We start from the raw sequence: 13,577 nt of genomic DNA on the forward strand, positions 1-13,577 counted from the left end.
CTTTGGCGTATGAATTCATTGGCTTCTGTCGTTCTGATGGTTTTCCCCGTGGCGATGGCGTTTGCAGCGGCGAACGACCTTCTCACGATGAAAATCCCCAATCGTATTCCGATGGCACTGGTTTCCGGATTTGTCGTCATTGCGCTTCTGACCCGCATGCCGCTAGACGTGTTCGGCATGAATTTGGCGGTCGGATTTGCCGTCCTTGCGGTGACGTTCAGCCTTTTTGCGTTCAATCTGCTCGGCGGCGGTGATGCCAAATTGATCGCGGCCGGTGCGCTTTGGATCGGCGCGGCGCACATCATCGACTATTTGCTGTTGACGACGATCTTCGGCGGTGTGCTGTGCCTCGCCATCCTGGCTTATCGCCGATGGGTCCCGGCCACGGCCCTCGCGCTTCCCGGCTGGGCGCATCGGCTGCACACCGAAAAGGGTCCAGTCCCTTATGGCATCGCGATCGCGGCAGGTGCGCTTGCCGTGTTCCCGAGCACGGATCTTTTCCTGTCGCTGATGTCGTAAGCGCATAGGCGTCAGAGCAACGCCCGGCGCAATGCCGTTTACGCTTCGATAACTGTCTCTACAACAAATTGCCTCCGCGCCCCAGTTCGAGACGGCGGTTAACTTCAAATTGACGATTGTCGGGCCATCGTCGGGCGAAGGAATCACGTTCGTTCGCGAAGGGACTTGCGGGGCGTATGAAGCGGGCTCAGCTTATCGGTTTTTCAGTGGCACTCGTTGCCGCGGGGCTCGCTTATTATGTCGCGGGCGCTCTTCTGCAGCCGCCCGCTCCCATTACCGTCGAGAAGCATGTCGACAGCACAAAGGTGCTCGTTGCGGGCAGGAATATTCCTGTTGGTGACATCGTCAACGAAGGCAGCTTCCGCTGGATGACGTGGCCGAAAAGCGCTGTGTCGCCCGACTATCTGAACCAAAAAACGGCCGGAGCTGACATCTTGAAGCGACTTGCCGGATCGGTTGCGCGAGCGCCGATCCTCGCGGGTGAGCCGATTACGAAGCAAAAGCTGATCAAGCCCGGCGATGGCGGCGTCCTCGCTGCCATTCTTCCTCAAGGCATGCGCGCCATATCGACGAAGATCCGCGCGGAAACCGCGGCGGGCAGCTTGATCCTGCCGAACGATCACGTCGACGTCATCCTGATCCGGCGCGTGCGAGGTCGCAACAACGATGACCAGAGCGTCGCTGATACGCTGTTTCGCAACGTTCGGGTGCTCGCGATCGGACAGCAGATCCAGACCAAAGAAGGCAAGATGGTCGCCGAAAGCTCGGCGAGCACGGCAACGCTCGAGCTGACGCCACGTCAGTCCGAAATGATGGCGCTTGCAAATACGATGGGGGACATCACCCTCTCGCTGCGCAGCGTCGCCGATCTGAATTCGGATCCGACGGGATCGGGTGCGGGCCTCAGCCGGCCGAAAGAGAATTCCGTGCGTATCGTACGTTACGGCGCGAAATCGCGTGTGTATGGCGTGAACTGAGTCATCAAAAGTCAGTGGTCGTCATAAGGTAAGACCTCATGCGCATTACTCTAGAATTTTCGTGGCGCGCCGCGGTGCGCGCCGTCGCGCTGCTTGTCGGCGTCGGGATGTTGTGCGCGAATTTATCGCCCGCATCTGCGCAGGCTCAACGGGGCGGCGACCAGTCTTACGACGACGATGTTTCGGGGGCGGATCACCAGTCGTTTATCCGCATCCAGGATACCGGAGGTCCGATCCGTAAGAGCATAAAGATCGGAATGGGCAAGTCGGTTCTCTTGGAGTTCCCGCGGCCGGTTCGCGACGTGATGGTTTCCAACCCGGCTGTCGTCGATGCCGTGGTGCTGAGCTCGAACCGCGTTTTTCTGCTGGCGAAAGACATGGGCGAAGCCAATGCCTTCTTCTTCGACACGTCCGGCAATCAATTCGCGACTATGGAACTTTATGTTGCGCGCGAGACGGCAGGACTGGAATCGCTTCTGAACCGCATCATAACCGGGGGCCGGATCAAGGTCGAAATGCTGAACCAGACCGTGATCCTGACCGGGACCGTCAAGAGCCCGATTGACTCGACGCGTGCGGGCGACATCGCCGGACAATTCATCTCGCAGCAGCTGCGGAGCTTTTCGGCGAATACCAAGGAAGGCGTTTCGCTGGCTGAAGGGCAGACGAACCAGATCAAGGAATCTGTCATCAACATGCTGACGGTCGAGGCCGAAGAGCAGGTTATGCTCAAGGTCACGGTTGCAGAAGTTCAGCGCACGCTGCTCAAGCAGATGGGTGTCAACGTCGGCGCCATGATCCAGTCCGGCAGTTTCGCGACGGCGCTCTTAACTGAGAACTCGCTGCCAATTACAGTTGCGCAGGGGTTGGGCGCGATGCCTCAGATTGGTATCGGAACGGGAGCGTCGACCGGCTGTGCGGTGGGTAGCCTTTGCAATATCAATACCGGCGCTGGCGGTACATATCAAAATAGCGGTGCTACGTCGTCGTGGGGGAGCGGAAACAACCGAGTCCAGGCTGCGATCCGTGCGCTCGAACGCGACGGTCTGATCCGTACGCTGGCCGAGCCCAACCTGACAGCGATTTCGGGCGAACCGGCTGAGTTTCTGGCGGGCGGCGAGGTTCCTTACGTCACGGGTATCGACACGCAGTCGGGCGTCAGCTCGGTGGCTTTCAAGAAGTTCGGCGTGCAGCTGAGCTTCACACCGGTCGTTCTTTCCGAAGGTCGCATCAGTCTCAAGATCGATACCAGCGTCAGCGATATCTCGCAGTTCATCGCCAACAACCCAGTGTTCGATACGCGCCAGGCCAAGACGGTCGTCGAGTTGCCGTCGGGCGGTTCCTTGGCGCTTGCCGGTCTCATCAGCACCAAGACGCAGCAGAACATCGACGGGCTGCCAGGCGCAAAAGACATTCCGATCCTTGGCACGCTGTTTCGCAGTCGCGACTTCCAGAACCAGGAATCGGAGCTGGTCGTGATCGTGACGCCCTATGTCGTGCAGCCGGTCTCGCGTCAGCAGCTTGCAACGCCTGCGGATGGTTTGGCGCCGGCGACCGATCTCAAGGCAGACTTTCTGGGTCACCTGAACCGGATCTACGGCAAGAGCGAAGCCATGCCGTCCGGCGGGCTCAAAGGTGACTACGGCTTTATCGTCGAATAATTGGGGCAAGACGCGTCATGCAGATGAAAAGCACGAGTGCCGGCGGCCCGAAGAGATTGCGGACCGATATGGGCAGGATCGTCACGATCGCACTGCTGTCCATCGTTGCGGGCGGCTGTCAGCATGATGGCGTCACGGGACCGCAAGTTGCGGGCTGGACGCTCGTCGATCCCGAGCAGCGCCACCCGATTCTGGTTTCGCAACAGCCCGCGACCCTCAGCCTGCATATCTCGCGGAACGCCGATGGCTTGACGCCAGCGCAGCGGGCGCGCGTGCTCGAATTCTCCAGCCGCAGCCGGGCGTCCGATGCCGGTAACAGCCGTATCGTTATCTCGGCACCAAGTGGCGCGTCGAACGAAAGCGCTTCGATGCAGGCCGCGGATGAAGCGCGCAAGCTTCTTATTGATACAGGTTATTCGGAGACGACGATCGCGGTCGAGGCGTACCCGGCTTATGGCCGCGATGCGCCGGTGCGGCTGTCGTATATGCGCTATATCGCGGAAGCGCCGAATTGCGGGCAGGACTGGTCTGAGAACCTGGCGCGGGCTTATCAGAACACGCCTTATCCGAACATGGGCTGCGCGGCGCAGCGCAACTTGGCGGTGATGGTCGCCAATCCGGCCGATCTGCTCGGACCGCGTACGATGACGAGCCGCGATTCCAACCGCCGCGACGACATGTACGAAAAATACGTGAAGGGTGAAGCCGTCGGGGCAGCCGCCGAGGCTCAGACCGTCCAGAGTGTCACCAGCGGCCAGTGATCGATCGGAGACGTCATGTCCAAGCTTGCTCATCTTACCGACGACGAGCCCTACTTCGATAGCGATGAGGGGTTGGCCGCCCATCCTAGCGATCGCGCCCGGCCGATCCCGCGCATTTCCATTCAAGCGTTTTGCGATGATCTGAACGTCGCTGATGCAGTTCAGCATGCGGCTGAAGATCGGCGGCTGGCGAAGGCGCATGTCAGCGTCCACATGGGCGGGATCGCGGCGGCGATCGCGCACTATGCCGATAGTCCGACGCCCAATCTCATCATCGCTGATAGTTCTCACAGCGGCAGTCAGCTGCTGTCGGAGCTCGATCAACTCGCAGAAAGCTGCGATCCGGGAACGAAGGTGATCGTTATCGGTCGCCATAACGACGTGATGCTCTATCGCGAGCTGTTGAAGCGCGGCGTCGCCGAATATCTGGTCGCGCCGACGGATCCCATCGAGTTGATGGAGAGCATCTCCAATCTCTACAACAACCCCGAGACGGACCCGGTCGGGCACGTCTTTGCGTTCATCGGCGCCAAGGGCGGCGTCGGATCATCGACTATCTGCCATAACGTAGCGTGGACGATGTCGGAGGCGCTGGAAACCGACGTCACGATTGCCGACATGGACCTCGCGTTCGGCACGACGGGTCTCGATTTTAATCAGGATCCCGTTCAAGGCATCGTTGAAGCGCTGTCGGCACCGGAGCGTCTGGACGATCAGCTGCTCGACCGGTTACTGACGAAGTGCTCCGAACGGCTGTCGATTTTTGCAGCGCCAGTCGTCCTCGATCGCGACTTCGACTTCTCGGCTGACGCTTGCGAGACCGTTATCGATGTTGCGCGGCAGAACGTGCCGTTCGTCGCGATCGACCTGCCGCATGGCTGGTCTCCGTGGACGAAGCGGCTGTTGCTGCAGGCCGACGAGATCGTCATTACCGCAGCCCCCGATCTCGCCAATCTGAGAAACGCGAAGAATATCGTCGATCTCATGAAGACCTCGCGGCGGAACGACCAGCATCCGCACCTGATCCTCAATATGGCAAATCAGCCGAAGCGGCAGGAAATCAGCGTCAAGGAGTTCGAGCAGGCGCTCGATTTGAAGGTTCTCGCCGTCGTCGACTACGACAGCGAGACGTTCAGCCATGCCGCCAACAACGGCCAGATGGTCGAAGAGCTTAACGCCAAGGCAAAAGCCGTCGAAAAGTTTCACGATGTGGCGATGAAGCTAACGAGACGTAAAGACACGAAGGCCGAAAAACAGAGTTCGGCACTTTCGGCCCTGGCGCCGATCTTGGAGAAGCTAAAGCTCAAGCGTTGAGGATTGCAGTTTCATGTTCGGAAGGCGCTCAAACGAGCCACAGGCAGATCGACGCGTAACGCCGCGTCCTCCCGAACCGCAGGCCGTCCCTGCCGCCAGCGAGGCTAGACCGGCTGCGGCCGCTCCGGCGCGCAGTGCGGCGCCACCACCGAGCGCGCCGCCTAAAAGGCCGGAACCCGCACCGGAACAGCAGCGGCGGCATTCCGAAGAGTATTACGACGTCAAGACGACGGTCTTTAACGCGCTGATCGACACCATCGATCTCACGCAGCTATCGAAGCTCGACAGCGTGACGGCGCGCGAAGAAATTCGCGACATCGTCAGCGAGATCATTCAGATCAAGAATGTCGTGATGTCGATTTCGGAGCAGGAAGAACTGCTCGAAGACATCTGCAACGACGTTCTCGGCTATGGTCCGCTTGAGCCCCTTCTGGCGCGCGATGATATCGCCGATATTATGGTGAACGGCGCGGCGACGACCTTCATCGAAGTCGGCGGCAAAGTGCAAAAGACCGGCGTCCGATTTGCCGATAATCAGCAGTTGATGAATATCTGTCAGCGCATCGTCAGCCAGGTCGGCCGGCGTGTCGATGAATCCAGCCCGATCTGCGACGCGCGTCTACCGGATGGGTCACGCGTCAACGTCATCGCTCCGCCGCTTGCGATCGATGGGCCAGCGCTCACGATCCGAAAATTCAAAAAGGATCGGCTGAAGCTCGAACAGCTCGTCAAGTTCGGCTCGATTACGCCGGAAGGCAAAACCATTCTGGAGATCATTGGACGCGTTCGCTGCAACGTCGTCATCTCAGGCGGTACGGGCTCGGGCAAGACGACGCTGCTCAACTGTTTGACCGGCTCGATCGACCACGACGAGCGTATTATCACGTGCGAAGACTCGGCAGAACTTCAGCTGCAGCAGCCTCATGTCGTGCGACTTGAAACGCGCCCGCCGAACCTCGAAGGCGAGGGCGAGATCAAGATGCGCGATCTCATTAAGAACTGTCTGCGTATGCGGCCTGAGCGGATCATCGTCGGCGAAGTCCGCGGACCTGAAGCGTTTGACTTGCTTCAGGCCATGAATACCGGCCACGACGGCTCGATGGGCACCCTTCACGCCAACAGTCCGCGCGAAGCCTTGAGCCGTCTTGAATCGATGATCATGCAGGGTGGCTACGCGCTGCCGATCAAGACGATCCGCGAAATGATCTGCGGTTCGGTCGATGTCATTATTCAGGCCTCGCGATTGCGGGACGGCTCGCGCAAGATCACGCACATCACTGAAGTTCTCGGCATGGAAGAAGAAACGATCACGCTGCAGAACATTCTCGTCTACGAAATCACGGGCGAAGACGCACACGGCAAGCTGACGGGACGGCACCGTTCGACGGGCATCGTTCGTCCGCGGTTCTGGGAGCGCGCAGAATACTACAACGAGACTGAAAAGCTCGCAGCGGCGCTCGTGCGGTCGGAAGTCATGGACGATCTCGGCAATCCGCTCGGAGATCAAAATGGCTGATCTCGGGCTGCCGACGTTTCTCGCTCCGCTACTCGCCGCGCTGGCTTTCGCCGGTATCGTGTTCGCAGTGGCGTACCCGTATTTTGCCGACGACCGCAAGGGAAAGCGTGTCGAGGTCGTTGCGGGAGGACGGTCGTCGCGCAAAGGTAGCTCGGCCATTGCCGACATCCAGAGCAGCAGAAAAAAGTCCGTTGCTGAAACGCTGAAGGAAATCGAAGTCCGCGAGAAGGCCAAGAAGAAGATTACGATGAGCCTGCGCTTGATGCGGGCCGGCACGAAGCGAAAGCCTCGCGATTTCTATGTTGCGAGTGCGTTGCTCGGCGTGCTTTTGGCGTCTATCGCGCTTTTCATTCTCGAATTGCCGTTTTCGGCGGCGATCGTGGCGGCGTTCGTCGGCGGTTTTGGTCTGCCGAGGTGGATTCTGAACAAGATGACCGCGCGTCGGCAGGCCAAATTTCTGGGTCAGCTTGCAAACGCTATCGACGTCATCGTGCGTGGCATCAAATCCGGCCTGCCGCTCAACGAATGTCTTCAGGTCATCGCACGTGAGAGCCCGGAACCGCTCGGAAGCGAGTTTCTCGAAGTCGTCGATCAACAAAAGATGGGCGTCGGGTTGGCGGACGGGCTTGAGCGCATGTGCGACCGGCTTCCACTTCCCGAAGTGCGCTTTCTGACGATCGTCATTGCGATCCAGCAGCAGGCGGGTGGCAACTTGTCGGAAGCGCTCTCCAATCTGGCGAGCGTTTTGCGCGAAAGGCAGTCGCTGGCAATGAAAGTCAAGGCGCTGTCGGCGGAAGCCAAGGCGTCGGCCATCGTGCTTGCATCTTTGCCGCCCGGTGTCATGACGATGGTCTATCTGTCGTCGCCCGACTACATCATGCCGCTGTTCACGACGACGATGGGGCATTTCATGGTCGCGTTTGGCGCGGTGTGGATGCTTACCGGCGTTCTGATCATGAGGAAGATGATCAACTTCAAATTCTAGATCTTTTCACGCGAGCAGGCACGGTCGTGCGCAGATGACGACATTCATCGATACAATCATGAACCCGCAGTTCATCGCGACGGCGCTGGCGGCGATCTGCGTCTTCGCGACGGTTTTGACGGTGGCGTTGCCGATGCTGCAGCGGGACCAGATGAACCGGCGCATGCGTGAAATGGCGATTGAGCGCAGCAAAATGCGCTCGGCGCGGCTTGCGGAAATGACGTCGAAAGACCGCCAGCAGGGCGGTACGAGCCGGCTTCGCTCGACGCCGAAAGGCTTTATGCAGCGGGTTGTCGACAAGTTCAATTTGCGGGAACGGTTCGACAACGAAGAACTGCGCGAAAACCTCAAGCGGGCTGGTCTGCGCGGTCAGGCCAATATTGTCGCGTTCCTATTCTTCCGCGTTGCTGCGCCGATTGCGATTTTCTTTTTCGCGCTCTTTTATCTTTTCGTGCTGTACGACAGCGGCTACCCGCCGATGATCAATCTGTTGATCGCGCTGGCAGCGGGTTTCCTCGGCTTCTATGTGCCGAACATGTTCATCACCAACCGCGTGCAGAAGCGGCAGATGGCCATCAAGCAGGCGTGGCCGGATGCGCTCGATATGCTGTTGATTTGCGTGCAGTCGGGCATGTCGGTCGAAGCCGGGTTTGCGAAAGTCGGCAAGGAGATCGTCAGCCAGTCGGTCGAGCTTGCGGAAGAAATGTCGCTGACGACTGCGGAACTCTCGTATCTTCAGGACCGGCGGCAGGCCTACGACAATCTTGCGAAGCGGACGGGGTTGCCCGGTGTGAAAGCGGTGACGACAGCGCTCGCTCAGGCCGAGCGTTACGGCACGCCCGTCGGGACGGCGCTGCGTACGATGGCCAAGGAAAACCGCGAAATCCGGCAGTCGGAAGCCGAGCGTAAGGCGGCCGCGCTGCCGCCGAAGCTCACCGTGCCGATGATCGTGTTCTTCCTGCCGGTACTTTTCGTCGTCATTCTGGGACCGGCCGTCATCAGCTATATGGCGCTGAAGCAGCATTAGGACGCGCTTTTCGCCGCCCCACGTTTGCGAGGAGCAGCGAGAAGAGACGCCCGGTTTGCGATTGGTCTTTGTCTATTGGTGAGACGCGCGAGCTTGGCATGGCGCGACGCGTCATGACGTCGAGCGGTAGCCGGAAGCGGCTTCAGCGCACGAGTGGCGGGCTTTGGTCGGTCGTCGTTTGCCAAACGCTCTGGCTGACGGGAAGCGACGACGTCGTCGTGGCGGCGGCGCGCTGCACTTCGATCCGCGGTTGGGAGGGGCTCACGTAGGTATTGCTGGCGAAGCTTTTGGCGTCGGGCATGGCCGTCGTCGGTTGGAGCTGGACCATCTGCTTCAGGTAGTTGGCGTTGGCGCTGGCGGTATCGGTCGAGAGCACGCCGGATGCGATGGCCTTCGATTCATCGTAGCGGCCCTGCAGGCCGAGCACGAGAGCCAGGTTTTCCCGAACCTTCGGCGTCGCGCCGGGAGCGACAAGCGCCTGACGCAGGATGCCCTCTGCCTTTTTCGGATCGCCCGTCATGGCGTAGGCCATGGCCAGATTGTTCATGACGGTGGGATTGTCCGGCGAAAGGGTCAGCGCGCGCTCATAGAACGGCACGGCGTCTGCATATTTGCCCTGCTTCGCCATCACGGTGCCGCGCGCCGAGACGACCCGCCAATCCGGTTTCGCCGGATCGTCGGCAATCGTCAGCATCTGGTTGGCGACGCCGACTTGGTCCATTTCGAGCGCCAGCCGGCCGTATTCGCCGGCAAGCTCCTGATCGCTGCCGTGAATGAGCGCGGCTTGCTGCAGCACAGACAAGGCTTTCGACTTTTCGCCGAGCGCCTTCAGGTCTTTCGCATAATTGAGTGCAGGCTTCAGTTCGGCCGGGTTTTTGGCGTATTGCTGGCCCCAGTAGATCGTTGCCTTCTGCAACTCGGTCTGCGGCGTGCCCGGCGTGGTATCGCCGGTCGTCGTATCGCGGGGTTTCATGGCGATGCTTGGCAGCAGGTCAGTGGAGGCGGAACAGGCACCCAGGAGTAGCGATGCCGTGAGCGACGCGAAGGTTCCGAGGCGCGGAAGGCGCGGCAAAGTCTGCGAGCGGGGGCGCTCAAAACGCGTCATGACGGTCTCCTGGGGTGATTCGCTCATCAGCGACGAATCAAGGTGAGGCCGTCAGTTTCTGGGGCATCGGTCAACAAACGCTTAAGACTTGCCAGTGACCTGTGATAGCTGGAGAAAACGCGAATGAACTGCAGCCCGAGGGCGCCTATCGAGGGCGCCAGTTTGCGACCGGGTCGCGACCTTGGTCAGCTTGGTGCAACGGTAAAAGAGAGAACGAAGACGAATGGTTGAGACGACAGCCTGGGCGGCAGCGGAGACCTTTGCACTTGGCGCGCCGGATGCGAGCGACATACCGGTGCACTTCATCGGGTCGAACAGTCTTCAGCCGTCAGCGCCGCTCGATGCCGCGCAACAGGCGTGGCTCGCAGCTCAGAATTTTTCCGGGAGCGCCAAGCGCTCCGTTCTTCTGCCCAACGCCGAGGGGAAAGTTTCAGCCGTCGCGTTTGGCACGGGCAACGGCCAGCAGGGCGAGCCGAGCGGTCCATCGGAGCTACTGGCAGGGCTGCTCGGTGCGGGATTGCCCGCCGGGACCTATCGGATCGCATCAGAGCTGTCACAGCCCGACCTTGCAGCGCTGGCGTGGGCGCTCGGCAGCTATTCGTTCTCGCGCTACCGCAGCAAAGGACCGAACGGAGCGCGCGCGAAGCTGCGTCTGGCGGCGGAGGGTGCTGAGCGCATCATCAATACGGCAGAAGCCGTCTGGCTCGGCCGCGATCTGATCAACACGCCGGCATCCGACATGGCGCCCGCCGATCTCGAGGCCGTCGCGCGGGATCTGGCCGACCGTCATGGGGCCGACATCTCCGTCGTCGTCGGCGACGATTTGCTGGCGAAGAACTTCCCGCTCATTCATGCGGTCGGACGTGCGAGCCCGCGGCCGCCGCGTCTCATCGACATGAGCTGGGGGCCGGTCGGGGCGCCGAAAATCACGCTCGTCGGCAAGGGGATCAGCTTCGATACGGGCGGCCTCGACATCAAGCCTGCGAGCGCCATGCTGCTGATGAAGAAGGACATGGGCGGCGCGGCGACAGCGCTGACGCTCGCGCATATGATCATGGGGCAGCGGCTCAACTGCAGGCTGCGCGTCATCATCCCGACGGCGGAAAATTCCGTTGGCGGCGATGCGTTCCGTCCAGGCGACATTCTGGCGAGCCGTCTGGGGCTTAGTGTTGAAATCGGCAATACCGACGCGGAGGGGCGACTGGTGCTCGCCGATGCCCTGGCGCTTGCCGACGCCGACGAGCCCGACAGCATCTTCGTTTTCGCAACGCTGACCGGCGCAGCGCGGTCGGCTCTGGGGCCGGACCTGCCGGCATTCTTCACGAACGACAACGAGCTGGCGCAGAGCTTGCCGCCGCTTGCAGCGTCAATCGGCGATCCGCTGTGGGCTATGCCTCTTTGGGAGGGTTACCTACGCAATCTCGACAGCGACATTGCCGACATCAACAATGTCTGGGAATCGCCATTTGCTGGTGCCATTACTGCGGCGCTGTTTCTGAAACGGTTCGTCAGCAAGGCGCGCCGTTTCGCGCATTTCGATCTCTATGGCTGGCGTCCCGCCGCGCGTCCTCTCGGGCCGAAGGGCGGTGAGCCACAAACGGCGAGGGCCGTGATGGAACACTTGCGGCGAGAGTTGATGACGTGACGGCCGACGTTTCTCAGCGACCGGCGGGCGCGCTCGATCCGAGACGGAACGTATTCCGCTCGGATCTCGCGGCGAAGTCGCTCGAAGGCGTCGTGCGCGCAGAACGCTATGTCGCTGGAGAGCCGGGTTTCGTGATCCGCGCAACGGTGCCGTTGCGTAAATTTCCTGATCCCGCCCGCGGCTTCGAGACGGAAGCGCTGTTCGGAGAGAGCCTGACGATCTACGAAGACGGCGGTGGATGGAGCTGGGTGCAGCTCGCGCGTGACGGCTATGTCGGCTATGTGCCGAGCGACGCCATCCGCCGCGGCACCTTTCACACGACGCATCACATTCAGGCATTAGGGACGTTTCTTTACGCCCAACCTGACATCAAGACGCCGCCGATCATGCATCTGCCGCTCAACGCCGCGATTGCCGTGCGCGGCGGCGACGAGGGCTTTCTGGAGCTTGAAAGCGGCGGCTTCGTCTATGCGCGCCACGCCGCACCGCACGATCGCTTTGCGCGCGACTTCGTGGAAATTGCTGAGCGCTTTATCGGCACGCCGTATCTCTGGGGCGGGCGCACGCGGATCGGCATCGATTGTTCGGGCCTTGTGCAGACGTCGCTCGCCGCCGCCGGGTTTCCCGCACCGCGCGACAGTGACATGCAGCAGGCCGAGCTCGGCGACAACGTGCTCGTGGCCGACGATCTCGAAGGCTTGATGCGCGGTGACCTGGTGTTCTGGAAGGGACACGTCGGCATCATGATCGACGGCATCATGATGGTGCACGCCAACGCCTGGCATATGCAGACGTCGGTCGAGACGCTGCCCGAGGCGGTGCTGCGCATTGCCAAGACGGGCAGTCAGATTACTGCGATCAAACGCATTCCAGGCTATGCCGCGATGGATGGGTTCTAGCGCCGGTAGGCGAGATAGTGATGCGTTCGCCAGACCTCTTCTGGCGGCGCTTTGGCAATCCGGCGTTCGCCGCGCCAATCCCATCCGGGGCCGAGCGCCACACGCATCTCGATCGCGACCAGCTCGTCGGTCATGGCATCGAACTTGGAGATTTTCTCGACGTGGCCCGCTTCAATGGAGCGGACGAGGTGCGGGAACAGCTCGAAATGCTCGACCGGCAGGTCTTCGAATGCTTCTTCAGCAAGCTTAAGGCTAAAGGTCTGCTTGGATGTTATGAGCAGTTCAAACGGACAAGCTTCCGGCACGATCGGCAGAACGACGACACGCCAATAAGCCGTCGTCGCGATTACTTCGACGGCGGCGTAGTCGCGCATGCGAGCGACGGACGTTTCAATTTCCACGAGCGTTTTTTCGAGTCGGTCGCGGAATACATCATCGGGGAGCATCTGGCAGTCTCGCGTCAGCGATTCGGAGGATCACCAGAATAACCGATCTTCCGGGTACGGAAAGGCGATGCGCTTCAGGATGCCATCGCCTGGGCCAGCGCTTCGTCTTTCTCCAAGGCCCGCTTGAAGGCCGGGCGCGCCGTTATGCGCTCCACGTAGCTGGCGAATTCCTGCCGGTCGGGCAGGAGTTTGAACAGCCGCAGCCATCGGATCGCACCGCCGAGCACCACGTCGGCTGCGGAGAAACGTTCGCCCAAAATGTATGGCCCATTGCGGACCGCACTTACGAGCGCATTCACCGTATCATCGTAGCTGCCGTAGCACAGGGCCGATGGCGGAAGGGCGCCGGGCTGGATGTTGCGGGCCTTGTCCATGACGGCCGGCTCGACATCGCCGTGATTGAAAACGATCCAGCGCAGATAGGTGCCGCGTGCCGGATCGCTGAGACCCGGCGCGAGGTTTGCTTCGGGAAAAAGATCGGCGAGGAAAATGGCGATGGCGCCGACTTCGCTCACAGGTACGCCGTCTGCCGTGATCGTCGGCACCTTTCCCATTGGATTGATGGCGAGGAACTCAGGCGATTTGTGTTCGCCCTTTTTCATGTTGAGAATTTTAAGCTCGTGGGGTGGCGAGCCCAGTTCCTCAAAAAGCCAGCGCGTACCAAAGGAGCGGGTTTTTGGAGCGTGATAGTGGATGAGCTTCGGCGTTGGCATTGCGACCTC

13 protein-coding genes are annotated in these 13,577 nt (G+C 60.6%); 10 read left to right on the forward strand and 3 right to left on the reverse strand.

Features of this window, described 5'->3' with window-relative positions; genetic code table 11:
* The first annotated feature begins 9 nt into the window (after positions 1-9).
* From RLW41_RS13120 to RLW41_RS13155, 8 genes are all read left to right on the forward strand, one after another.
* Positions 10-519: a prepilin peptidase gene (locus RLW41_RS13120; RefSeq protein WP_414461711.1), complete on the forward strand. Its 510-nt coding sequence runs from the start codon at positions 10-12 to the stop codon at positions 517-519.
* Between the two features lie 176 nt (positions 520-695).
* Positions 696-1,496, forward strand: a complete 801-nt coding sequence (gene cpaB / locus RLW41_RS13125; RefSeq protein WP_414461712.1) for a Flp pilus assembly protein CpaB — start codon at positions 696-698, stop codon at positions 1,494-1,496.
* 38 nt (positions 1,497-1,534) lie between these two features.
* Positions 1,535-3,157 carry a type II and III secretion system protein family protein gene (locus RLW41_RS13130; protein WP_409562136.1) on the forward strand — a complete coding sequence of 541 codons (1,623 nt, stop codon included), beginning with the start codon at positions 1,535-1,537 and terminating at the stop codon, positions 3,155-3,157.
* Positions 3,158-3,174: 17 nt separating this feature from the next.
* Entirely contained in the window at positions 3,175-3,918 is a 744-nt protein-coding gene (locus tag RLW41_RS13135) for a CpaD family pilus assembly protein (RefSeq protein ID WP_414461713.1), read from the forward strand.
* Positions 3,919-3,933: 15 nt separating this feature from the next.
* Complete coding sequence (locus RLW41_RS13140) at positions 3,934-5,232, forward strand: CtpF protein (RefSeq protein ID WP_409562138.1); 1,299 nt, start codon at positions 3,934-3,936, stop codon at positions 5,230-5,232.
* A 13-nt stretch (positions 5,233-5,245) separates the two neighbouring features.
* Positions 5,246-6,748, forward strand: coding sequence for a CpaF family protein (locus tag RLW41_RS13145; protein ID WP_414461714.1), 1,503 nt, complete (start codon positions 5,246-5,248; stop codon positions 6,746-6,748).
* Positions 6,741-7,733, forward strand: a complete 993-nt coding sequence (locus RLW41_RS13150; protein ID WP_409562140.1) for a type II secretion system F family protein — start codon at positions 6,741-6,743, stop codon at positions 7,731-7,733. The genes RLW41_RS13145 and RLW41_RS13150 overlap by 8 nt, the downstream gene beginning before the upstream one ends.
* 34 nt (positions 7,734-7,767) lie before the next feature.
* Positions 7,768-8,760, forward strand: a complete 993-nt coding sequence (locus RLW41_RS13155; RefSeq protein ID WP_409562141.1) for a type II secretion system F family protein — start codon at positions 7,768-7,770, stop codon at positions 8,758-8,760.
* 142 nt (positions 8,761-8,902) lie between these two features.
* Here the strand turns inward: RLW41_RS13155 and RLW41_RS13160 are convergent, their stop codons facing one another.
* Positions 8,903-9,865, reverse strand: coding sequence for a tetratricopeptide repeat protein (locus RLW41_RS13160; RefSeq protein WP_414461715.1), 963 nt, complete (start codon positions 9,863-9,865; stop codon positions 8,903-8,905).
* A 223-nt stretch (positions 9,866-10,088) separates the two neighbouring features.
* Between RLW41_RS13160 and RLW41_RS13165 the strand changes: the two genes are divergently transcribed.
* Together RLW41_RS13165 and RLW41_RS13170 are read left to right on the forward strand one after the other, a co-directional pair.
* Positions 10,089-11,510, forward strand: coding sequence for a leucyl aminopeptidase family protein (locus tag RLW41_RS13165; protein ID WP_409562143.1), 1,422 nt, complete (start codon positions 10,089-10,091; stop codon positions 11,508-11,510).
* Entirely contained in the window at positions 11,507-12,409 is a 903-nt protein-coding gene (locus tag RLW41_RS13170) for an NlpC/P60 family protein (RefSeq protein ID WP_409562144.1), read from the forward strand. The genes RLW41_RS13165 and RLW41_RS13170 overlap by 4 nt, the downstream gene beginning before the upstream one ends.
* Here the strand turns inward: RLW41_RS13170 and RLW41_RS13175 are convergent.
* Together RLW41_RS13175 and RLW41_RS13180 are read right to left on the reverse strand one after the other, a co-directional pair.
* Positions 12,406-12,855, reverse strand: a complete 450-nt coding sequence (locus RLW41_RS13175; protein ID WP_414461716.1) for a hypothetical protein — start codon at positions 12,853-12,855, stop codon at positions 12,406-12,408. The genes RLW41_RS13170 and RLW41_RS13175 overlap by 4 nt on opposite strands.
* A 74-nt stretch (positions 12,856-12,929) precedes the next feature.
* The gene (locus tag RLW41_RS13180; RefSeq protein WP_414461717.1) at positions 12,930-13,568 is read right to left on the reverse strand and encodes a glutathione S-transferase family protein; all 639 of its coding nucleotides are present in this window, start codon (positions 13,566-13,568) and stop codon (positions 12,930-12,932) included.
* Between the last annotated feature and the right edge of the window lie 9 nt (positions 13,569-13,577).

The sequence above is a fragment of the Hyphomicrobium sp. DY-1 genome (genome assembly GCF_047497105.1).
Classification (GTDB): Bacteria; Pseudomonadota; Alphaproteobacteria; order Rhizobiales; family Hyphomicrobiaceae; genus Hyphomicrobium_B.